This is a genomic window from Paraburkholderia tropica, assembly GCF_914484835.1.
Classification (GTDB): Bacteria; Pseudomonadota; Gammaproteobacteria; order Burkholderiales; family Burkholderiaceae; genus Paraburkholderia; species Paraburkholderia tropica_A.
Genome location: NZ_CAJZAR010000079.1, coordinates 132,946 through 154,347, shown reverse-complemented (window position 1 = coordinate 154,347; position 21,402 = coordinate 132,946). Strand labels below are relative to the sequence as shown.

Here is a 21,402-nt window from a genome sequence, read left to right as displayed (position 1 = left end):
GGAAACAACGATGAGCATCTACATCTTTGCAAGCATTACGCCGAAGGCCGAACACGTCGGCGACCTCGAAGCGGAACTGCGCAATATGGTGGTTCATTCGCGCCGTGAGCCGGGCAATCTGCGCTACGACCTGCTGCGCCGCGCGGACGGCACGCCGGGCTTTCACGTCTACGAAACCTATGCGGACGAAGCGGCCATCCAGGCGCATCGCGACAGCCCGCATTACGTGGCGTTCCGCGCGAAGATCGGCGATTGGCTGGCGGAACCCGTGGACGTCAAGTTGCTGAATGGCGTGGATATCGCAGCTTGATATCGCTGCGCTGAAATGAAAACGCCGGGCTTTCGTGCCCGGCGTTTTTTTATTCGCGAACGCTTTAACGTAGCGAATGCGTGCGTCGCGTATTCACTCAACTCGCGAAATCGAGCACCACGCGGCCTTCAATCGCGCCGCGTTCCATACGCGCGAAAATGTCGTTGATGTTATCGAGCTTGTCGGTGCTCACGGTGGCCTTGACCTTGCCTTCCTGCGCGAACATCAGCGACTCTTCGAGGTCGAGGCGCGTGCCGACGATCGAGCCGCGCACGGTGACGCCGCTCAAGACCATGTCGAAGATGGGCAGCGGGAAGTCGCCGGGCGGCAGGCCGTTCAGCGACACCGTGCCGCCGCGCCGCACCATGCCCAGCGCCTGCGAGAACGCGATGGGCGACACCGCCGTGACGAGCACGCCATGTGCGCCGCCGATTTCCTTCTTCAGATATGCCGCCGGGTCGGTGGTTTTCGCGTTGACGGTGACGGTGGCGCCGAGACGCTTCGCGAGTTCGAGCTTGGCGTCGTCGACGTCGACGGCTGCAACGTTGAGTCCCATCGCGCGCGCGTATTGCACCGCCATATGGCCGAGCCCGCCGATGCCCGAGATGACGACCCAGTTGCCGGGCCGCGTGTCGGTGACCTTGAGGCCCTTGTAGACCGTAACGCCCGCGCAAAGCACCGGCGCGACGTCGATGAAATCGACGCCCTTGGGCAGCAGGCCCACGTAATTGGCGTCGGCTTTTGCGTATTGCGCGAAGCCGCCGTTGACCGAATAGCCCGTGTTTTTCTGCTGTTCGCAGAGCGTTTCCCAGCCGCCGAGACAATGTTCGCAATGGCCGCAAGCCGAGTAGAGCCACGGAATGCCCACGCGGTCGCCTTCCTTCACGTGCTTGACGCCGCTGCCCACGCCCACGACGTAGCCCACGCCTTCGTGCCCTGGAATGAAGGGCGGTTCCGGCTTCACGGGCCAGTCGCCGTGCGCGGCGTGCAGGTCGGTATGGCAGACGCCGCACGCTTCGATCTTCACGAGGATTTCGCCGGGGCCCGGTTCGGGAATCGCCACTTCCTCGATCACGAGGGGTTTTCCGAACGCGCGAACCACCGCGGCTTGCATAGTCTTGCTCATCGTCGGGCTCCTGTTGATGGGGGTAAAGCGCGAAAGCGGTGCATGCATCGTGCATGCGTGCCTGCGTTTTGCCATGGCGGACACGCTTTCAACACGTAGGCAGTGTGCCGAAAAGCACAATGCAATGCGTTGAGCTTGCGCATGCGAAATCGACGAAATTCAAATTCGATGTTTATTAACGAAAGTGAATGGAAACCTCATGGCGGTGATATTTGAATCGGATTCCGAATTAAATTGCCGGCGCTGAAAATTGTCATTCCGGCGGATTCCTGAACCGCCACGGCGTCCGATTACAATCGAGGCATTGCACATCGACTGGCTTACCTGGATGCAGACCGAAGAACTTTTTCAGCGCGCGCATGAACAGCATATTGCGGGCCACCTCGCACAGGCGCGTGAGCTTTACACACAGATCGTCGGCATCGATCCGGCGCATGGCGCCGCGCAATTCCGGCTTGCGGTCATCGGCATTCAGGAAAATCGCTTTCAGGACGCTATCGAGCGGCTGACGAAAGCGCTTGAGATCGAACCGGGCAACCGGCGTTATCGTGAGGCGCTGGGGCAGGCGCTGGCGTTCGCGCAGCGGCATGCCGAGGCCGCGTCGACCTATCGCGGCCTGATCGACGAAGATGCCGCCGACGCCGACCACTGGTTCGGCCTCGCCAGCGCGTTGCAGGCGCAGGGCGCCGTGCGCGACGCCGCGCTCGCGTGGGAAGGCGTGGCGCAGCGCGATCCGCAGCGCGCCGACGCGCTCAACAATCTCGGCAATTGCCGCCGTCTGCTCGGCGAACCCGCGCTCGCGCAGGCCGCGTACGCGCGTGCGCTCGCGGCGCAGCCCGGCAACGCCGACGCGCTCACCAATCTCGGCACCTTGCTGCAAGCGCAAGGTCAACGCGCGCAGGCGCTGCCGTTGCTACGCGAGGCCGTGGCGGTTGCGCCCGGATCGGCGGCCGCGCTCGTGAATCTCGGTGCGCTGCTGATGGACGAGGCGCAGACGCAGGAAGCCGCCGACGTGCTCGCGCGCGCGGTGGCCCTCGCGCCCGATTTCGCGCCGGCGGCTTACAACTACGGCAACGCGCTGCACGCGCTCGGGCAGCAACGCGAGGCGCAGGCGCAGTATCGGCGCGCGCTCGCGCTCGACCCCGCGCATGCGGAGGCCGCGAACAATCTCGGCAACGTGTGCCGCGAACTCGGCGAGCACAAGGCCGCGATGGATGCGTTCGAAGCGGCCATTCAGGCGCGCCCCGATTTCGTCGATGCCTATAACAACGCGGCCAATCTGCATCGCGCGCTCGGGCATCAGGATGCGGCCCGCGCGTTGTTGAGCCAGGCGCTCGCGCTCGCGCCGCGGCATTCGCCCACACTCAACAATCTCGGCAACGTGTTCAAGGATTGCGGCGAACTGGACGAAGGCGTCGCGTGCTTCAGGCAGGCGGTGGCGAGCGATCCGGGCAATCTCACCGCGCACAGCAATCTGCTGTATGCGTTGTCTTTTCAATCGTTCGATGGCGAGGAAATTGCCGCCGAAGCGCGCCGCTTCGCCGCGCAGCACGAAGCGCCGTTGCGTGCCGAACGCATTGCGCACGCGCCGCGCAGCGCGCAAGGGCGGCGGCTGCGGATCGGTTATGTGTCGTCGGATTTTCGTGAGCATTGCCAGGCATTGTTCATGACGCCTTTGCTCGCGAATCACGATAGAAGCCGCTTCGAGATTCACGCGTATTCGAGCGTCGTGCGCCCGGACGACACCACCGCGCGTCTCGCGGCGCACGTGGACGTCTGGCACGACGTGCGCCCGCTCGACGACGCGGCGCTCGCGGCGCGCATTCGCGCGGACGGCATCGATATCCTCGTCGATCTCGCGATGCATATGGCCGATGGCCGTCCCTTGCTGTTCGCGCGCCAGCCCGCGCCGGTGCAGGTCGCGTGGCTCGCGTATCCGGGCACGACGGGGCTCGATGCGATCGGCTACCGGCTCACCGATCCGCATCTCGATCCCGCTGAACACGACACGCACTACACCGAACGCACGCACCGTCTGCCCGACACGTTCTGGTGCTATGACCCGCTCACGAGCGAGCCCGCCGTCAACGCGCTGCCCGCCGCGCAGGCGGGACACCTCACGCTCGGCAGCCTGAACAATCCGTGCAAGCTCACCGAGGCGACGCTCGCGCTCTGGTCCGGCGTGTTCGCGGCCTTGCCGCAGGCGCGTCTGTTGCTGATGGCCGCGCAAGGCGAGGCGCGCGAGCGCTTGCTCGCCCGTCTCGCGCGTCACGGCATCGAGGCGTCGCGTGTGCGTTTCGTGCCGTTCCAGCCGCGCGACGCCTATCTGCGCACGTATCACGAGATCGATCTGGCGCTCGATACGCTGCCGTACAACGGCCACACCACGAGCCTCGACGCCATGTGGATGGGCGTGCCGGTGGTCACGCGCGTCGGCACGACCTGCGCCGGACGGGCGGGGCTGTCGCAGCTGGCGAATCTGGGTCTCGACGACCTGGCCGCGTTGTCGGACGAGGCGTTCGTGCAGATCGTGGCCGATCTCGCGAGCGATCTGCCGCGCCTGGCGAACCTGCGGGCGACCTTGCGCGCGCGCATGGAGGCGTCGCCGCTCATGGACGGCGCGCGATTCGCGCGCGGCATGGAGTCGGCTTACGAGACGATGTGGAGCGCGACGCAACGCAGCTAAACCGAGCCGCACGGCCTCACGCCGATTCAAACGGCGTAGGCCGTTCGGCAGGCTTGACGCGCCACAAACCGGGTCTGGCGGCTCCCCGGCGCGCGCCCAGCGTGCTGTATAAATATACAGTAGAATCTCAAACACTCAGCCCGCTGCGTCGGGCTGCAAGCTGCCGGGCCGCGCCGCCGCCCGGCCCCCGCGAGTGATCCAGCCGGAATGCCAGCGCAAGTGAGCGATAACCGATCCATCCGTATCCGCGGTGCCCGCCAGCACAATCTCAAGAACCTCGATCTCGATCTGCACACCGGCGAAATGACGGTCGTCACCGGGCCGTCCGGCTCGGGTAAATCGAGTCTCGTGTTCGACACCCTTTACGCGGAAGGCCAGCGCCGTTACGTCGAAACGTTCAGCGCCTACGCGCGCCAGTTTCTCGACCGCATGGACCGTCCGCAGGTCGATCGCGTGGACGGCGTGCCGCCCGCCATCGCCATCGACCAGACCAATCCGGTGCGTAGCTCGCGCTCGACGGTCGGCACGATGACCGAGCTGAACGACCACCTGAAGCTGCTCTACGCGCGCGCTGCGAATCTGTTCGACCGCGTGACCGCGCAGCCGGTGCGCCACGACACGCCCGAAACGATCTACGCCGAACTGCTCGCGCGCACGGCGGTGGGCGATCCGCGTCTCGTGGTGACGTTCCCGGTCGAGCTGCCGGACACGACCACCGAGGAAGAGGTCGCGCAATGGCTGTCGGCGAGCGGTTACACGCGCGTGCAGGCGCAGCGCGAAGTGAAGACGGCCGACGGCACGCGCAAGGTGCTCGATGTGGTCGCCGACCGCTTCCGCCTGCAGAACGCCGAAAAGAGCCGCGTGGTCGAGGCCATCGAAGCCTCGCTCAAGCGCGGCGCGGGGCGCGTGAACATTTATGTCGTATCGGAAACGGACGCACAAGCCGAGGTTTCCGATACGAAACCCGAGCCGACGATCTGGCGTTTCTCGACCGGCCTGCATTGCCCGGACAGCGATCTGCGCTACGCCGATCCGCAACCGGCGCTGTTCTCGTTCAACTCCGCCTACGGCGCCTGCGATGCGTGCCGCGGTTTTGGCCGCGTGATCGGCGTCGACTGGGGCCTCGTGATTCCCGACGCGCGCAAGAGCCTGCGCGGCGGCGCGATCAAGCCGCTGCAAACGCCCGCGTGGAAGGAGTGCCAGGACGATTTGATGCGCTACGCCGCGAAGGCGGGCATTCCGCGCGATACGGCGTGGTCGGAGCTGACGCAGGCGCAGCGCGACTGGGTGATCGACGGCGCGCCGGACTGGAAGGGCAGCTGGCAAACGCAGTGGTATGGCGTCAAACGCTTCTTCCAGTATCTGGAATCGAAGGCGTACAAGATGCACATCCGCGTGCTGCTTTCGAAGTACCGCAGCTATACGCCGTGCGAAACCTGCGGCGGCGCGCGTCTGAAGACCGAAGCGCTGCAATGGCGTCTGGGCAGCCAGCAGAACGCCGACGAGGTGCTCGCGCCCGCCGCGCGTTTCATGCCGCAGGGCGTGGACTGGACGCGCGCGCAACTCGAAGCGCTGCCGGGCCTCACGCTGCACGATGTCATGCTGCTGCCGATCGAGCGCATCCGCCGCTTCTTCGACGATCTTTCGCTATCCTCAACGTTGCTCGACGACGCGCTGAAGCTGCTGCTCGCCGAAGTGCGCACGCGCCTCAAATATCTGTGCGATGTGGGCCTCGGTTATCTCACGCTCGACCGCCAGAGCCGCACGCTGTCGGGCGGCGAGGTGCAGCGTATCAACCTGACCACGGCGCTCGGCACCTCGCTCACGAAGACGCTGTTCGTGCTCGACGAGCCGAGCATCGGCCTGCATCCGCGCGACCTCAACCGCATCGTCGAAGCGATGCAGCGCCTGCGCGACGCGGGCAACACGCTCGTGGTCGTCGAACACGATCCGTCCGTGATGCTGGCGGCCGACCGCCTGATCGACATGGGCCCGGGTCCGGGCGAGCGCGGCGGCTCGATCGTCTACGACGGCACGCCCGACGACATCCGCTCGTCCGGCACCTTGACGGGCGAATATCTGGGCGGCCATCGCGCCGTCGCGGATGCTTCGAACTGGGAGCGCCGCCCCGTCGATGCGAAAACGCCGACGCTGCTGCTCGAAGGCGCGAGCGAACATAATCTGCGCGACGTGACGGTCGAGTTTCCGCTGCAACGTCTCGTCTGCGTGACGGGCGTCTCGGGTTCGGGCAAATCGACGCTCGTGCAGGACGTGCTGTATCCGGCGCTCGCGCGCCATCTGGGCAAGGCCACCGAATCGCCGGGCGTGTTCCGCAGCCTGAGCGGCGCCGAGCAGATCAGCGACGCCGTGTTCGTCGATCAGTCGCCCATCGGCAAGACCGCGCGTTCGAATCCGGCCAGCTACGTGGGCGCGTTCGACGAGATCCGCAAGCTGTTCGCCAAGGCGCCGCTCGCGAAGCAACGCGGTTATACGGCGGGCATGTTCAGCTTCAACTCGGGCGAAGGCCGTTGCCCGACTTGCGGCGGCTCGGGTTTCGAGCACATCGAAATGCAGTTCCTGAGCGACGTCTATCTGCGTTGCCCGGATTGCGACGGCAGCCGCTATCGCCCCGAAGTGCTCGAAGTGAAGATCGAGCGCGGCGGCCGCGCGTTGTCGGTCGCCGACGTGCTCGACCTGACGGTCAGCGAAGCCGCGCAGTGCTTCAGTCAGGATGCCGAAGTATTGCGCGTGATCCAGCCGATCGTCGACGTGGGCCTCGAATACGTGAAGCTCGGCCAGCCCGTGCCCACGCTGTCGGGCGGCGAGGCGCAGCGTCTGAAGCTCGCGGGCTTTCTCGCGGAAACGGCGCAGTCGCGTGGCAAGGAAAAGAGCGTGGGCGGCCGTCTGTTCATGTTCGACGAACCGACCACGGGCCTGCATTTCGACGACATCGCCAAGCTCATGCGCGCGTTCGGCAAGCTGCTCGCGGGCGGTCATTCGCTGCTCGTGATCGAACATAATCTCGACGTGATCCGCGCGGCCGACTGGCTCATCGATCTTGGTCCCGAAGGCGGCGATGCGGGCGGCGAAGTCGTCTGCGTCGGCACGCCCGAGGACGTGATCGCCTGCCCGCGCTCGCACACGGGCGCGGCGCTCGAACGCTACGAAGCCGCGCTCGGCAGCGCGAATGGCGTGCTCGTCGCCGAAGAAGAGGGCGTCGCGTTGCAGACGGCCTTGCGTGCCGCGCAGGCGCGCCGCGAGATTCAGGGCGAGGACGTGGTGCGCATCGTGAATGCGCGCGAGCACAATCTCAAGGCGCTCGACGTCGACATTCCGCACGGCCGTTTCAACGTGATTACCGGCGTGTCCGGGTCGGGCAAGTCCACGCTCGCATTCGACATTCTTTTCCACGAAGGTCAGCGCCGTTACCTCGAATCGCTGAACGCTTACGCGCGTTCGATCGTGCAGCCCGCGGGCCGTCCCGAAGTGGATGCGGTCTACGGCATTCCGCCGACCGTCGCGATCGAGCAGCGTCTGTCGCGCGGCGGCCGCAAGAGCACGGTCGCGACCACCTCGGAAGTCTGGCACTTCCTGCGTCTGCTCTATGTGAAGCTCGGCGTGCAGCATTGCGTGCATGACGGCACGCCGGTCACGTCGCAAAGCGTCGATGCGATCGTCGCGCAACTGCTGCGCGAGCATCGCGGCCAGCATGTCGGTCTGCTCGCGCCGCTCGTCGTGAATCGCAAGGGCGTCTATACAGATCTCGCGAAGTGGGCGAAGGGGCGCGGCAACACGCATCTGCGTGTGGACGGCGAATTCGTGCCGGTCGCGCCGTGGCCGAAGCTCGACCGTTTCCGCGAGCACACGATCGAGTTGCCGGTCGGCGATCTCCTGATCGAGCCTGAAAACGAGGCGCAATTGCGCGCGCTGCTCGACGCGACGCTCGACGCGGGCAAGGGCGTCGTGCATCTGCTTGCGCCGCTCGACGGTCTCGACGGCGCGCTCGAAAACGGCGGCTCGACGCTCGGCATCGGCGAAGTGAAGGTGCTGTCGACGCGGCGCGCGTGCCCGGTCTGCGGCACGAGTTATCCCGAGCTTGATCCGCGCATGTTCTCGTACAACAGCAAGCATGGCTGGTGCACGACCTGCGTGGGCACGGGCCTCGCGCTCACGCGCGAACAACGCGCCGTCTACGACGATACGGTGATGTCCGCCGACGATCGCGGCCGCGAACAGACCTTGCCGTCGGAGGAGCAGGAGCCGGACGGCATGGTCGACGAACCGTGCCCGGATTGCCACGGCACGCGCCTGAATCCGGTCGCGCGCGCGGTGACGTTCGATGAACAGCCGATCGTCGATGTCGCGCAATGGACCGTGGGCGAAACGCGCCGCTGGATCGAATCGCTCGAACTCAATGGCCGCGACGCGCAGATCGCGCGCGACGTGATCAGCGAAATCCGCAGCCGTCTGCAATTCCTTGAGGAAGTCGGGCTCGGTTATCTGAGTCTCGATCGCGCCGCGCCGAGTCTCTCGGGCGGCGAGGCGCAGCGCATTCGTCTCGCGGCGCAGCTCGGCAGCAATCTGCAGGGCGTGTGCTACGTGCTCGACGAACCGACCATCGGTCTGCATCCGCGCGACAACCAGATCCTGCTCGACGCGCTGCGCAGTCTCAACGACAAGGGCAATACGCTCGTGGTCGTGGAGCACGACGAGGACACGATTCGCCGTGCCGATCACATCATCGATATCGGGCCGAGCGCGGGCAAGCGCGGCGGACGCGTGGTCGCGCAAGGCAAGGTCGCCGACCTCGCCGCGCAGCCGGACTCGCTCACGGGCCGCTATCTCGCGCATCCGATCGTGCATCCGCTGCAACCGCGCCGCGAAGTGAAGGCCGCGCGCGCGGGCCGCGAAGCCGTGCCCGAGCAATGGCTCACGGTGCATGGCGGCAAGCTGCACAATCTGCGCAACGTGACCGCGCACATTCCGCTCGGCCGCCTCGTGGCGATCACGGGCGTGAGCGGCTCGGGCAAGTCGACGCTCGCGCGCGACGTGCTGCTCTCGAATCTGCTCGACGCGGTGGGCCGTTCGGTGTTGTCGTCGCCGGCGGTGCGGCGCGCGCGCAAGGCGGCGAAAGAGACTGCGCCGAGCGCGGCGGAGCGTCGTTCGAGCGTGCTCGCGCGCACGAGCGCGAAGCCGAAGCTCGACGTTGCGCATACGTGGCAGGGCTGCGAATCGATCAGCGGATGGGAAAGCATCGACCGCGTGCTCGAAGTCGATCAGACGCCGATCGGCAAGACGCCGCGTTCGTGTCCCGCGACTTATATCGGCGTGTGGGATGCGATTCGCCGTCTGTTCGCCGACACGCTCGAAGCGCGCGCGCGCGGCTATAGCGCCTCGCGTTTCTCGTTCAATACCGGCGACGGACGCTGCCCGGCCTGCGAGGGCCAGGGCGTGCGCACGATCGGCATGAGCTTCCTGCCGGACGTGAAGGTGCCGTGCGATGTCTGTCACGGCCAGCGCTTCAATCCGGAAACGCTCGCGGTGAGCTGGCGCGGCCGCAATATCGGCGAAGTGCTGACGATGGAGATCGACGAAGCCGTGGAGTTCTTCGGCGCGATCACGAGCATCGCGCATCCGTTGCAGCTGATGAAGGACGTCGGGCTCGGCTACCTCACGCTTGGCCAGCCGTCGCCCACGCTCTCGGGCGGCGAGGCGCAGCGCATCAAGCTCGTGACGGAGCTGTCCAAGGTGCGCGACGACATCACGCGCCGCGGGCAGAAGGCGCCGCACACGCTTTACGTGCTCGACGAGCCGACCGTCGGCCTGCATATGGCGGACGTGGCGCGGCTGATTCGCGTGCTGCATCGTCTCGCGGATGGCGGGCATAGCGTCGTCGTGATCGAGCATGATCTCGACGTGATCGCCGAAGCCGACTGGATCATCGACCTCGGGCCGGAAGGCGGCGTGGGCGGCGGCACGATCGTCGGCGCGGCGGACCCGGAAGGACTCGTGAAGGTGGCCGCGAGCCATACGGGCGTGGCGCTCAAGCCGGTGCTCGCGCGCGTAGCGAATGCGTCGGCGAGCGCGGTGGATGGCGGTGTGGAAAACGCGGTGGAAAGCGAGGCGGCGTCGGCTGGCGAGGCATCGTCCGAGGCCGATGGCACAGCGCGCAAAGGGGTGCAAAAGCGCCGCGCGTCGGCGTCGTGAGGAGGTGCCTGCGCGTGCCCGCAACGGGCCGCGCAGGCCGGAAACCGCTTGATCTGGGCGGCTCGCGCAAGGTATGATCGGTTCCGCTTGCAGCAAACAGCCGCACACCCATAGCGGCGATTCTGGCGAGCGGAGCAGCGGACCGCAATCCCCTCCGAACCGGTCACGGGTTCCACAGCCCAGACCACCTCATCAGTGCAGCAAGGCTTCGCAGTACGAGCGAAGCCTTTGTCTTTTCAGGGCAGACGAATCGATATCGATCGGCACCTTGCCCTTGGCGATGCGAGAGGAATTAACCGATGTTCGACCTCGACGGTGAGGCGCGCGAACGGCTCATCCTGTGGATTCAACACCGCATGGAAGAGTACGGCATTACGCTCGAAGATCTTGAGTCATCAATAGCCGAAAGCCAACGGCAACCGAAGTACCGGGATGCGTTTGGCAATAGCTGGAACGGGGAAGGCGAAATGCCGAGCTGGCTTCTGCGTTATAAGCACGCAGGCCAGGATATCGAGCATTTCCGCTGCTGATGACGGCCTGTACGGCACGTGGCACGGGCGTTTGCCCGGGGCGGCGTTCGTAATCGCGTTGGTCGATTTTGCCGGATGGCAATCCGGCTTATTGGCCATTTCCGGTATATTTTTCAGCGATGTTTTAATAATACTATTTGGTTTATTATGGCCATTAAAATGGCCGGGCGGATTCGCCGGTTCGGGTGCGTCCGTATTCTGCTTCGTCCGCTTCTTCTGTTAGGCGATTAATGCGGATGCGTCGCGCGGGCCATTCGCATTGGCGGCGCCGGTCAGTTGCGCGACGCTGCACGCCGTCTTGTGATAAAGGACGGTGAGCGTTTAAACGAACCTGGACCGACAGCTTCGCATGGGACCCAAGTAAGCGCTAAAGCGCTAACTTGGGTCGACAGGAGGCGACAATGGCGTTACTGGTGTTGGGTCTTGCGATCTTCATCGGCGTGCATTCGATCCGCATGCTGGCCGGGCCGTGGCGCGCCGCGCAAATCGAACGCTTCGGCATCCGTGCGTGGCGCGGCGTTTTCGCCTTGCTGTCGATACTCGGCGTCGTGCTCACCGTCGCCGGCTACGGGCTCGCACGGCGCTATCCCGTCCCCATCTGGCTGCCGCCGCACGGCATGGCGCACCTCGTCGCGCTGCTCACCGCGATCGCCTTCGTGATGATCGTGGCGGCCTACGTCCCCGGCAATCACATCAAGCGCGCGCTCGGCCAGCCCTTCGTCAGCGGTGTGGCGCTCTGGGCGTTCGCGCATCTGCTCGCCAACGGCACGCTGCACGCTATCGTGCTGTTCGGCGTGTTCCTCGTCTGGTCGCTCGTGGAAGTGCGTGCGGGCCGCCGCCGCGATCGCGAGGCCGGCGTGGTCTATCCGCCCGGCAGCGCGAGCCGTGACGCGCTCGTCGTCGTGATCGGTCTGGTCGCGTGGGCCGTGTTCGGGTTCTGGCTGCACGGCGTGCTGATCGGTGTGCGGCCGCTCGGCTGAGACGCGTTTCACACGCACACCGTCACGTCCGCTCACCTCCGCTCACATTCGCGAAAGCAAAAAAAGAAGCCTGCTCATGGCAGGCTTCATCAAGGTACAGCTCGGAGTTCCGCGATCAGATCGCAGTGCGGGCGATCTTAGGGTACGTTCATGAAAGGCGCGTGAAAGTCATGCGTTTTTCATTCAGTGCGGCGCGCTCCGTGTGTCGTGACATGCGCGATCAGAGATCGAAGAACACGGTTTCGCGTTCGCCCTGCATCACGATGTCGAAGTGATAGACGATGTTGCCCGCCTGCTCGCTGCGTCGCGCGATCAGCGTGTCGCGGCGCGCTGCCGGCACCGACGACAGCACCGGATCGGCCGCGTTCGCTGCCGCTTCGTCGTCGAAATAGACGCGCGTGAAGGTGTGCGTGAGCATGCCGCGCATCATCACGATCACGTTCAGATGCGGCGCTTCGCCGGCGTTCTCGACGCCCGGCTTCACGGTGCGCACGATGAAGCGCTGCTCCGGGTCAGTGCCGGTGCCCACGCGCGCAAAGCCGCGAAAACCCGTCTCGGCGATCTGCTCGCGCGACTGCGGATACTGGCCGCTGGCATCGACTTGCGAGAACTCCAGCATCGCGTCGAAGACCGGCTTGCCGTCGCCGTCGATCACGCGGCCGATCAGCGAAATGTGCTCGCCGGGCGTTTTCGTGCCGACGATATCGGCGCTGAACAGGCTCTTGAAATCGAAGTTGTATTGCTGCGGGCAGAGGCCGTAGGCGAAGTACGGGCCAACGGTCTGCGAGGGCGTTTCCTTGAGTGCCATGATCAACGCTCCATCGGGGTTTCGTTGGGGCCGCGCAGCACGATGTCGAATTCGTAGCCGAGCGCGTAGCTGTCTTCGGTGGTGTCGAGCGAGAAGCGCGAAATCATGCGCTCGCGTGCCTGCTCGGGCGTGCCTTGATAGATCGGGTCGAACGCGAGCAGCGGGTCGCCGGGGAAGTACATCTGCGTGACGAGACGCGAGCCGAAGTAATCGCCGAACAGCGAGAAGTGAATGTGCTGCGGACGCCAGGCGTTCGGGTGATTGCCCCAGGGATACGCGCCCGGCTTGATCGTCAGGAAGCGATAGCGGCCTTCGTTGTCGGTCACGCAGCGGCCCGCGCCGAGGAAGTTCGGGTCGAGCGGCGCATCGTGCTGATCCTGCTTGTGGACGTAGCGGCCGGCGGCGTTCGCCTGCCAGATTTCCACGAGCGTGTTGCGCACCGGCTTGCCGCCGATGTCGAGCACGCGGCCCGTGACGATGATGCGTTCGCCGAGCGGTTCGCCGTTGCGCACCGCGTTACGCGTGAGGTCGTTGTCGAGCGTGCCGAGATCTTCCGCGCCGTAGACGGGTGCGTGCAGATTGCGCAGTTTGTCCTTCAGGGGGATCAGGGGCAGCGTGGGACCGCGTTTGACCGATGAGCGATACGGCGGATACACGAACGCCGGATGCGAGTCGAAGTCGCGCGGCGACAGGATGGACTCGTCCATGGGGTTGTCTCCTGGCAGATTTGTGGGAAGTGGATTTATGCCGCGCGGCGGACGGTCGCGTTGCGCGGATGACATCCACTTTATCCAAGGGGAAAAGTTATGCAAAATGATGTTTTATCGCATCTCGTATAACGGATCGTTATGGAAAACCGGCTTGCGGATTCGCGCGTCAAATTCCGGCATTTGCAGTGTTTTCTCGCGGTGGCGCAGTTCGGCAGCGTGCAGCAGGCGGCGGAAAGCCTGTCGGTGACGCAGCCCGCCGTCTCGAAGACCATCGCCGAGCTGGAGTCGGCGCTGGGCGTGAAGCTGTTCGAGCGCGGCCGCCACGGCGCGGTGCCCACGCACGAGGGGCAGTTGTTCATGCCGCACGCGAGCGCGTGCGTGAGCGCGCTGCGTCAGGGCGTGGCCTTGCTCGCGCGCGACGAGGGCGCGGTGGCGGCGACGCTCGAAATCGGCGTGTTGCCGACGGTCGCCACGGCGCTGCTGCCCGACGCCATGCGGCGCTTCGCCGGCGAGTGGCCGCGCGTGAGCGTGCGGCTGCTGACGGGGGCCAACACGGAGCTGCTCGAACGCCTCAAGGCGGGCGCGATCAGCTTCGCGGTGGGCCGTCTCGCCGATCCCGAGCGCATGGTGGGCCTGAGTTTCGAGCAGCTTTACAACGAGCCGATGACGGTGGTTGTGCGCGCGGGTCATCCGCTGTTGCAGGGCGCGGGCGCGGCGCGGCCGCTCGCGCAGTTCCCGACGCAGTTTCCGCTCGTGCTGCCGCCGTTCGGCACGCTGATCCGCCAGGCCGCGGACAGTCTGCTGGCGGCGTGGGGCGCGCCGCCGCTGACGTCGTCGGTGGAGTTGCTGTCGGTATCGGTCGGGCGCGCGATGGCGCTGGAAAACGACGCGGTGTGGTTCGTGCCGTCGGGCGCGGTGGAGTACGACCTGCGGCACGGCTCGCTCGTGCGCCTGCCCTTGCCGGTGGCGGGCGGCGAGGAACCGGTCGGCCTGATCCAGCGCACCGACACGCAGCCCTCTGCGGTGGGCCGCGCGCTGATCGACGCCATGCGGGCCGCGGCGCGCGAACGCGATGCGGCGGCGCACGCGGCCGCGTCGGGACGCCGATCGCGCAAGCGTCAGCCGGAGCCGGTGGTCGCGGAAAAACCGGGTCGCGCGAGCCGTTCCAGTGGGTAAAGCCGCCGAAGCCGCCGAAGCCGCTAAAGCCGCTAAAGCCGCTAAAGCCGCTAAAGCCGCTAAAGCCGCGCGCGTTTCCTCAAGCCGACGAAAGTTTCCTTTTGGAACGCGTCGGCTTCGCGGCGGGCGTCGCTTCTTCTTCCTGCGCGGGCGAGCCGGGCACGGCGGCGCCGGTGGACATCCAGATCACGACGGCGTCTTCCTCGCTGGTCGAGACCGCGTAATGGCCGGTGCGGCTGTCGAAATAGAGACTGTCGCCCGCTTCGAGCTGCGTGGGCGTGTAGAGCTCGGTGTAGAGACACACGCTGCCGCTGAGCACATAGATGAATTCCTCGCCTTCGTGGCGGCCCCAGTCGTCGAAGGCGTCGGTCGAATGCGCGGTGATACGCACGAGAAACGGCAGCATCGCCTTGTGCGCGAGTTCGGTGGCGAGCAATTCCATCTCATAGCCGCGATACGCATGCGGTTTGCCCGCGCCGCGCCGCGTGAGCGCGCGACGACCGCCGAAATCGGCCTTGGGCGTGGAGCCGAACAGTTCCACGAGGTCGATGTTCAGGCCGGCGACGATCTTCTGCAGCACGTCGAAAGTGGGCGACATCAGGCCGTTTTCGATCTTCGAGAGCGTCGAGCGCGACACGCCGCAGACGCGGCTGGCGTAGTCGATCGTCAGATCCTGGGCGAGACGCGCGGCGCGGACGCGGCGTCCGAGGTCGGCGGTCGACGAGCCGGCCGATGGCGCGAGCGGGGTTTCCATGAGCGGGATCTGAAATGGGGACTGGGGCTGGCAGGTTTCCGATCATAGCAAAACGTCGCGTTTAGGAAACTCGGCCAGATGGCCAGTGTCGTGGATTTGCGCGGGGCGCGTCGCGGTCTGGGGCGTCTGCCTTGCGAGCCTGAACGCCGCCGAAATCGTTTAGGGCTTCGAATTGACAATCCTTAAAGATTGCCGCGGATCTTACTGGTGTCGGCGCTGTCTTTCAATGTAGTAAGAATTTGAATAGAGCCTCGATATGCGTCGCGGCGCCGCGTGAAGAACGCTATCCCCGTCCTTATTATTAGATTGGATGAGAAGGATCAAATGGAGTAAAGAAAATGTATGACGAACGCCTCGAATTATTGCTGGCCATCTCGCGTAGAACGCTCGGTATCGAGCGCTTCGAACTGACCGGAAAGCAAACCGCCGACTTTCACCTCGTGAGCGCGGAAGACGTCGGCCGCGCGCTGGAAACCGCCTACGACGCCGGTTTGATCATCGGCCATCGCATGGGGCGCGCGGAATGCACGGAAGAAACGTGAGCACGATGGCTACGCGGCGCGTTCTGGCAGGCCGTGCGGGCTGATACGCTGCGTGCTGGTTTGCCGCCGTCCGCTGCGCGGGCGGCAATGTGCGGTTCAGCGGTTGACCTGACTTCCTCGTTCTTCGCCCACGCCTCCGATCCCTCTCTGACCCGGGTCCTCGACGTTTGGCATCGGCGCTGCGAATTCTTCGCTTTCTCGCGCTTCGCCGCGATTGTCAGGCGGCCTTTTACGTTCCTCGCGCCGCGCGACACCCGTTGCTACGATCCGAGCCCCGCATTCAATCGATCGGAGCAATCCATGAAGTCCATCCTCCTCGCACTTGCCGCGCTGGGTATCGTCGCGGCCGGCGTTTCGTCGGCACAGGCCAGCGTGCATCACGACTGCCACAAGGTCCGCGTGCATCACCACTGGGAAAAGCGCTGCCGCTAAAGCGCCGGTGCGGTCCCACGAGTCCCGCAATCGCTGCGGGGTTTTTTGTTGATCGCGAGATCTTTGCGTAACGATTCGAGGAGTAGCGATGCTGAAACTGTGGCTGGCGGCTGGAGCTGCCGTGGCGTTGGCGGGGTGCGTGGTCGGTCCGGGGTATGGGGCGGGTTACGGCTATGGCGATCAGGGCGGCGCTCAGGTTTATCCGGCGGCGCCGGTCTATGGTTCTGCGCCGGCTTACGGGCCAGGATACGGGCCGGCATACGGGCCAGGATACGGCACGGTGAGTTCGGTCGAAATCGCGGTCGGCGGTCGTCGCGATGATGGCGAGCGTCGGGGCGGCGACACTCGCCACGGCCAGCCGCAAGCCGACGATCATCGCGGACGCGGGCCCGACCAGGCGCGGCCCGCCTACGGCCAGCGCGGAGCGGGCGGGCCTGCTGCGGACGCCGCGCCTGCCGGCCGTGACGGCTGGGGTCATGCGCCGGGCTCGAACGGCGCGGCGCAGAATCGCCAGGGCGGCGCCAGCGGGCAGGGTGGCCAAGGTGGTCAAGGCGGTCCGAACCGGTGGCGCGGCGCTCAGGATGCGCAGGGCGGACCGGGCAACGGTTCCGCGCGCTGACGGTTTTCCATCGATGCCGCCGCTTCTGGCGCGGACGATCGGGCGGCGGCTTCGCACCGCCACCTCGCACGTTTCCCGCGCCCGATTTTTCTCATTTTCCGATAGGAAACGCGTCCCTTCGCTCAAAAGTTTCTGATCGGAAACTCTTTCGCCGCGCCCATCCTTCCTGCTCCAGACTCGCGCAATCGCGCGCTGTGGCTTGCCATACGGGGATTCCGCCCCCGCGCGCCGTCCATTTTTTCCCGTCTTGATGCGCTATCGGGTGCCGTGTATAGTCGGCGCACGAGAGTTTGTTTCTTATCGGAAATAAAAGGATCGGTCATGAACGCAGCGCGTATTCTTGCCGACCTCGGCATTTCAGAAGAGGCCGGGTCGGGTGACATCGTAGTCAAATCGCCGATATCCGGCGAAGCCATCGGGCGCGTCGCGAGCCAGTCGCCCGCCGATGTGGACGCCGCGCTCACGCGCGCGCACGCCGCATTTCTGCAGTGGCGCAACGTGCCGGCGCCGCGCCGGGGCGAACTGGTGCGCTTGCTCGGCGAGCGCCTGCGCGCCCGCAAGGAAGCGCTCGGCAGCCTCGTCTCGCTGGAAGCCGGCAAGATCCTGCAAGAGGGGCTCGGCGAAGTGCAGGAGATGATCGACATCTGCGATTTCGCGGTCGGTCTCTCGCGGCAACTCTATGGCCTGACCATCGCCTCCGAGCGTCCCGGCCATCGCATGGCGGAAAGCTGGCATCCGATGGGCGTGTGCGCGGTGATTTCCGCGTTCAATTTCCCCGTCGCGGTCTGGTCCTGGAATGCGGCGCTCGCGCTTGTCTGCGGCAATCCTGTGATCTGGAAGCCCTCGGAGAAAACGCCGCTCACCGCGCTCGCGGTGCAGAAAATCATGGATGACACGCTGCGCGCCTTCGGCGATGCGCCCGAGGGGCTCGTCTCGCTGGTCGTCGGCGGACGCGATGTCGGCGAAAAACTTGTGGCCGATCCGCGTGCGGCCATCGTCAGCGCGACCGGTAGCACGGAAATGGGCCGCGCAGTCGGCGTCGCCGTGGCGCAGCGTTTCGGGCGCGCGATTCTCGAACTGGGCGGCAACAATGCGGGCATCGTCACCGCGAGCGCCGATCGCGAACTCGCGCTGCGCGGCATTCTGTTCTCCGCCGTCGGCACGGCGGGGCAGCGCTGCACCACGCTGCGCCGGCTGTTCGTGCACGAGAGCGTCTACGAGGCCACCGTCGAGCGTCTGAAACAGCTCTACGCGAAGGTGCCGATCGGCAATCCGCTCACGGCGGGCACCTTGATGGGACCGCTGATCGACGCGCGCGCATTCGAGCAGATGCAAGCCGCGCTTGAGCAGGCGCGCGTGGAAGGCGGCAAGGTGACGGGCGGCGAGCGCGTGAATGTCGACGGCTTGTCGAACGGCTATTACGTGCGCCCCGCGCTGGTGGAAATGCCGTCGCAAAGCGCGGTCGTGCTCAAGGAAACTTTTGCGCCGATTCTCTACGTCATGAAGTATCGCGAGTTCGACGAGGCCGTGGCCGCGAACAACGCGGCGGCGCATGGTTTGTCGTCGTGCGCGTTCACGACCGATCTGCGCGAGGCCGAGCGTTTCCTGTCGGCGTCGGGTAGCGATTGCGGCATCGCGAACGTCAACATCGGACCGAGCGGCGCGGAAATCGGCGGCGCATTCGGCGGCGAAAAGGAAACCGGCGGCGGACGCGAATCGGGCTCGGATGCGTGGAAGGGCTATATGCGGCGCGCGACGAACACGGTGAATTATTCGTCGGCGCTGCCGCTTGCGCAGGGTATCGACTTTACGCTGGACTGATGTGCGCAGGCGGGCGGCTCAGGCCGCCCGTTTTCACGCTCGCTGGATACGGGCAAGTCACTGAGAAAGTCACCGAGCGCTTCACCGATTTACTTCGGAATCCCGATCAATCAGACGAGTCGGCGCAGCGGTTCCAGCGACCAGCTATGCGGTACGCCGTGCACGGCGAAAAACCAGGCGGCGACCCACGACGCCGCGACCACGATCAGATCGCAATGCCCGCTGCGCCACAAGTTCAGCGAATGACGGCGCACGATCCAGGGCACGCCGAGCGGATTCGGCCAGTCCGCGAACAGATGGATCAGTCCGCCGCACGCGAAGCCGAAGGCGGGCGCGGCCCACATCTGATGGCCCAGTTCGCGATACGAGCCCACCAGCAGCGCGATCCAGCCGATGCCCCAATGCGTGATCGTGCGATGCGTGATCCACAGGCGACGCTTCTTGCTCCACCAGGCGACTTCGAGCCAGTCGGGCGCGGTGCCGCCCGCGACGCCCGCGACGAACGCGAGCGCGGCGTAGAGATGCCAGGGACCGTCGGCTCCCATGCGCGTGACGAGGGCGGCGGCGATGACGCCTGCTGCCCATCCGGTGGCGTGATGTGCGGTCCCTGAAGCCATGAAGCGATGCCGTGCGAAGTCGAAAGGGCGCACATCATCGCAGATGTGACCGCTTCGTGACAGGGGTTCGGCGCAGTAAATAAATCATGCGCCGGCCGTTACGTTCAACGCATCAGGTCGTGCAGCGCGCCACGTCGAAGCGCAGCTTTTCTTCAGGCGGATCGTCGGAGGTAGACGCGCCGTGCGTGACGCGAATCACCGAGCCGTAGTTGTTCGGCGTGAGCGTGACGAAATACGAGGCGTTCGAACGCGAGCCCACCGTGAGTTCCGTGGTGCTGCCCGAGCGCGATTCGTGCACGTTCGAGAGACGGTCTTCGAGGCAGTTCGCAATCGACGACGGCGAACGCGCCGAGGACGCGTAGATCATCGTTTCGCCATTCGAGGCGGTGCTGGAGGGCGACGATCCGCAGGCTGCGAGCAGCGCGAAAGGCAGGACGGCGGCGAGGCGTTGCGTAAGCGTATTCATGGCGGTGTGACGAATGCAGATCGAAAGGCAGTGCGGGACTGCGGAAGCTGCATAAGAGTATACGCACGCAGGATGCGGCAGAGGCCTCGCATATCGTAAAAAGATGCAACAGCGAAGAGGGAACACGCGGCGCGCGTCGGCGAGTTGTTGATCGGACGAAGAGAAAGAGGGAAGCGCCCGGCAACGACGAAGCGATTGAAGTATCCGGCGAAGAGGCACGCATCGAGCGCCGCGCTTGCATCGACTCGTGCAACCCGACTCTCGCAACCCGACTCTCTCAACCCATCGCTCAAGAAAAAACGCACATGCGCTTGTGCCGCATGTGCGTTGTGCGTGAAGCAGAACGAGCGGCGGATTGCGCCGCCATCCCGCTGATCCGCGCTTCGGCGCGCGCCGATGAGCGTGTTAGAAGCGGTGACGCAGACCGATCGTCGCGGCGATCTGGTTGTTCGTCGACGACGGCGACAGCGTGTTGATCGCCGCCACGTTCTGCAGACTCTGGCCCGCGCTGTTCACGCCGAGCGAACCCGAAGCGTGCTGGTACACGCCGGCCAGGTAGACGTCGGTGCGCTTGCTGAGCGAGTAGTCGGTGCCGAGCACGACGGTGTGCCACTTCGGGCTCTGGTCGCCCGTACCCGTGCCCGTGACGGTGCCGTCCGTGAACGTGTACGAACCGATGAACGCGAGCGCCGGTGTGAGGTGGTACGCGCCGTTGATTTCGTAGTTGTCCATGTGCAGGTTCAGGCCGCTCACGCCGGCGAGCGTCGCGCCGCCGCTGCCGAGGCTTTGCAGGCCGTCGATCTGCGAATGCGACCACACGAAGCCGACTTGCGCCGGGCCGTACGTGTAGTTCGCGCCGACGCCGAAGCTGCGCTGCAGGCGCGCCGAGATGTTCGAGTCAGCCGACGCGGCGCCGCTCGTGTTGCCGCCCACCGTGCCCGAGTTGTTCAGTTGCAGGTAGCCGGCCGCGACGTTCAGCGGACCGTTGCTATACGATGCGCCCGCGCTCCATGCGCGGCTGTTCGCGAAGCCGTCGGCCTGGTTCGAGAAGCCGTACATGCCGCCGAACTGGAAGCCCGCGTAGTTCGCGCTGGAGTACTTGACCGCGTTCTTGATCGAGAACGTCTGGGCGAAGTTGTCGTTGTCGAACGGGTGGCCCGCGAGGTTGTTGCCGAAGCCCGCGCCCGCTTCGGAGAGCGGCGCGAGGTACTGGTTCATCGAGTCGTACTGGCGGCCGAGTGTCAGGGCGCCGTACTGGTCGCTCTGCAGGCCGACATAGGCCTGACGGTTGAAGATCGTGTCCGATTCGCTGAACGAGCCGTTACCGATGTTGAAGCCGCTTTCCAACTTGAAGATGGCCTTCAGACCGCCACCGAGGTCTTCAGAGCCCTTCAGGCCGAAGTAGTTGTGCGACAGCGCGCCGCTGCCCTGGGCCCACAGGCTGTGGCCACCAGCGTTGTTCGCGTAGACGATGCCGGCATCGAGAGAGCCGTAAAGGGTGACGCTGCTTTGCGCATGCGCGCTCATGGCAAAGGCACCGAGAACGCCAGCGAGGATGAGGGTTTTTTTCATGCTTGTTAACTCCGGGACAGTACTTGGGAATCTCACGAAAGCCGCG

The 21,402-nt window shown here is 65.4% G+C and carries 17 protein-coding genes; 10 read left to right on the top strand and 7 right to left on the bottom strand.

Annotation, left to right across the window (positions count from 1 at the left end; translation table 11 throughout):
• Nucleotides 1–10: 10 nt before the first annotated feature.
• A complete protein-coding gene (locus LDO54_RS30165; RefSeq protein WP_224014907.1) occupies nucleotides 11–310 on the top strand; it encodes a putative quinol monooxygenase in 300 nt (99 codons plus the stop codon).
• Nucleotides 311–407: 97 nt separating this feature from the next.
• Here LDO54_RS30165 and adhP read toward each other — a convergent pair whose 3' ends face one another.
• Nucleotides 408–1,436: an alcohol dehydrogenase AdhP gene (gene adhP / locus LDO54_RS30160; protein ID WP_224014905.1), complete on the bottom strand. Its 1,029-nt coding sequence runs from the start codon at nucleotides 1,434–1,436 to the stop codon at nucleotides 408–410.
• A gap of 328 nt (nucleotides 1,437–1,764) precedes the next feature.
• Here adhP and LDO54_RS30155 point away from each other — a divergent pair, with 328 nt between their 5' ends.
• From LDO54_RS30155 to LDO54_RS30140, 4 genes are all read left to right on the top strand, one after another.
• Nucleotides 1,765–4,122 carry a tetratricopeptide repeat protein gene (locus LDO54_RS30155; RefSeq protein ID WP_224014903.1) on the top strand — a complete coding sequence of 786 codons (2,358 nt, stop codon included), beginning with the start codon at nucleotides 1,765–1,767 and terminating at the stop codon, nucleotides 4,120–4,122.
• Nucleotides 4,123–4,329: 207 nt separating this feature from the next.
• Nucleotides 4,330–10,329 carry an excinuclease ABC subunit UvrA gene (gene uvrA / locus LDO54_RS30150; protein ID WP_436975719.1) on the top strand — a complete coding sequence of 2,000 codons (6,000 nt, stop codon included), beginning with the start codon at nucleotides 4,330–4,332 and terminating at the stop codon, nucleotides 10,327–10,329.
• 299 nt (nucleotides 10,330–10,628) lie between these two features.
• Nucleotides 10,629–10,859, top strand: coding sequence for an H-NS histone family protein (locus LDO54_RS30145; protein ID WP_224014899.1), 231 nt, complete (start codon nucleotides 10,629–10,631; stop codon nucleotides 10,857–10,859).
• Between the two features lie 401 nt (nucleotides 10,860–11,260).
• Nucleotides 11,261–11,839, top strand: a complete 579-nt coding sequence (locus LDO54_RS30140) for an NnrU family protein (protein WP_224014897.1) — start codon at nucleotides 11,261–11,263, stop codon at nucleotides 11,837–11,839.
• Nucleotides 11,840–12,059: 220 nt separating this feature from the next.
• On the opposite strand, the gene pcaG is transcribed toward LDO54_RS30140, so the two are convergent.
• Nucleotides 12,060–12,650 carry a protocatechuate 3,4-dioxygenase subunit alpha gene (gene pcaG / locus LDO54_RS30135; protein WP_224015214.1) on the bottom strand — a complete coding sequence of 197 codons (591 nt, stop codon included), beginning with the start codon at nucleotides 12,648–12,650 and terminating at the stop codon, nucleotides 12,060–12,062.
• On the bottom strand, nucleotides 12,650–13,354 hold the full coding sequence (gene pcaH, locus LDO54_RS30130; RefSeq protein WP_224014895.1) for a protocatechuate 3,4-dioxygenase subunit beta: 705 nt from the start codon (nucleotides 13,352–13,354) through the stop codon (nucleotides 12,650–12,652). The genes pcaG and pcaH overlap by 1 nt, the downstream gene beginning before the upstream one ends.
• Before the next feature lie 141 nt (nucleotides 13,355–13,495).
• On the opposite strand from pcaH, the gene pcaQ reads away from it, so the two are divergent.
• A complete protein-coding gene (gene pcaQ, locus LDO54_RS30125; RefSeq protein ID WP_224014893.1) occupies nucleotides 13,496–14,533 on the top strand; it encodes a pca operon transcription factor PcaQ in 1,038 nt (345 codons plus the stop codon).
• 79 nt (nucleotides 14,534–14,612) lie between these two features.
• Here the strand turns inward: pcaQ and LDO54_RS30120 are convergent, their stop codons facing one another.
• Nucleotides 14,613–15,287 carry a helix-turn-helix domain-containing protein gene (locus tag LDO54_RS30120; RefSeq protein WP_224014892.1) on the bottom strand — a complete coding sequence of 225 codons (675 nt, stop codon included), beginning with the start codon at nucleotides 15,285–15,287 and terminating at the stop codon, nucleotides 14,613–14,615.
• A gap of 338 nt (nucleotides 15,288–15,625) precedes the next feature.
• On the opposite strand from LDO54_RS30120, the gene LDO54_RS30115 reads away from it, so the two are divergent.
• The 4 genes from LDO54_RS30115 (at nucleotide 15,626) to amaB (ending at nucleotide 18,701) form a co-directional block, all read left to right on the top strand.
• A complete protein-coding gene (locus LDO54_RS30115; protein WP_224014890.1) occupies nucleotides 15,626–15,829 on the top strand; it encodes a DUF6900 domain-containing protein in 204 nt (67 codons plus the stop codon).
• Nucleotides 15,830–16,129: 300 nt separating this feature from the next.
• A complete protein-coding gene (locus LDO54_RS38960; RefSeq protein ID WP_290371156.1) occupies nucleotides 16,130–16,261 on the top strand; it encodes a hypothetical protein in 132 nt (43 codons plus the stop codon).
• Between the two features lie 88 nt (nucleotides 16,262–16,349).
• Complete coding sequence (locus tag LDO54_RS30110; RefSeq protein WP_224014888.1) at nucleotides 16,350–16,880, top strand: hypothetical protein; 531 nt, start codon at nucleotides 16,350–16,352, stop codon at nucleotides 16,878–16,880.
• Between the two features lie 321 nt (nucleotides 16,881–17,201).
• A complete protein-coding gene (gene amaB / locus LDO54_RS30105) occupies nucleotides 17,202–18,701 on the top strand; it encodes an L-piperidine-6-carboxylate dehydrogenase (RefSeq protein WP_224014887.1) in 1,500 nt (499 codons plus the stop codon).
• Between the two features lie 110 nt (nucleotides 18,702–18,811).
• Here the strand turns inward: amaB and LDO54_RS30100 are convergent, their stop codons facing one another.
• From LDO54_RS30100 to LDO54_RS30090, 3 genes are all read right to left on the bottom strand, one after another.
• On the bottom strand, nucleotides 18,812–19,318 hold the full coding sequence (locus LDO54_RS30100; protein ID WP_224014885.1) for a metal-dependent hydrolase: 507 nt from the start codon (nucleotides 19,316–19,318) through the stop codon (nucleotides 18,812–18,814).
• 112 nt (nucleotides 19,319–19,430) lie between these two features.
• The gene (locus LDO54_RS30095) at nucleotides 19,431–19,784 is read right to left on the bottom strand and encodes a sugar ABC transporter ATPase (protein ID WP_224014883.1); all 354 of its coding nucleotides are present in this window, start codon (nucleotides 19,782–19,784) and stop codon (nucleotides 19,431–19,433) included.
• A gap of 405 nt (nucleotides 19,785–20,189) precedes the next feature.
• Nucleotides 20,190–21,356: a porin gene (locus LDO54_RS30090; RefSeq protein WP_224014881.1), complete on the bottom strand. Its 1,167-nt coding sequence runs from the start codon at nucleotides 21,354–21,356 to the stop codon at nucleotides 20,190–20,192.
• Between the last annotated feature and the right edge of the window lie 46 nt (nucleotides 21,357–21,402).

Bases quoted from the DNA above. Each gene is read 5' to 3' on its own strand.
- LDO54_RS30110 (WP_224014888.1), top strand. From the start codon at position 16,350: ATGCTGAAACTGTGGCTGGCGGCTGGAGCTGCCGTGGCGTTGGCGGGG.
- LDO54_RS30155 (WP_224014903.1), top strand. From the start codon at position 1,765: ATGCAGACCGAAGAACTTTTTCAGCGCGCGCATGAACAGCATATTGCG.
- adhP (WP_224014905.1), bottom strand. From the start codon at position 1,436: ATGAGCAAGACTATGCAAGCCGCGGTGGTTCGCGCGTTCGGAAAACCC.
- pcaQ (WP_224014893.1), top strand. From the start codon at position 13,496: ATGGAAAACCGGCTTGCGGATTCGCGCGTCAAATTCCGGCATTTGCAG.
- LDO54_RS30120 (WP_224014892.1), bottom strand. From the start codon at position 15,287: ATGGAAACCCCGCTCGCGCCATCGGCCGGCTCGTCGACCGCCGACCTC.
- uvrA (WP_436975719.1), top strand. From the start codon at position 4,330: ATGCCAGCGCAAGTGAGCGATAACCGATCCATCCGTATCCGCGGTGCC.
- LDO54_RS30165 (WP_224014907.1), top strand. From the start codon at position 11: ATGAGCATCTACATCTTTGCAAGCATTACGCCGAAGGCCGAACACGTC.
- LDO54_RS30090 (WP_224014881.1), bottom strand. From the start codon at position 21,356: ATGAAAAAAACCCTCATCCTCGCTGGCGTTCTCGGTGCCTTTGCCATG.
- LDO54_RS30100 (WP_224014885.1), bottom strand. From the start codon at position 19,318: ATGGCTTCAGGGACCGCACATCACGCCACCGGATGGGCAGCAGGCGTC.
- LDO54_RS30095 (WP_224014883.1), bottom strand. From the start codon at position 19,784: ATGAATACGCTTACGCAACGCCTCGCCGCCGTCCTGCCTTTCGCGCTG.
- LDO54_RS38960 (WP_290371156.1), top strand. From the start codon at position 16,130: ATGAAGTCCATCCTCCTCGCACTTGCCGCGCTGGGTATCGTCGCGGCC.
- LDO54_RS30140 (WP_224014897.1), top strand. From the start codon at position 11,261: ATGGCGTTACTGGTGTTGGGTCTTGCGATCTTCATCGGCGTGCATTCG.
- pcaH (WP_224014895.1), bottom strand. From the start codon at position 13,354: ATGGACGAGTCCATCCTGTCGCCGCGCGACTTCGACTCGCATCCGGCG.
- amaB (WP_224014887.1), top strand. From the start codon at position 17,202: ATGAACGCAGCGCGTATTCTTGCCGACCTCGGCATTTCAGAAGAGGCC.
- LDO54_RS30145 (WP_224014899.1), top strand. From the start codon at position 10,629: ATGTTCGACCTCGACGGTGAGGCGCGCGAACGGCTCATCCTGTGGATT.
- LDO54_RS30115 (WP_224014890.1), top strand. From the start codon at position 15,626: ATGTATGACGAACGCCTCGAATTATTGCTGGCCATCTCGCGTAGAACG.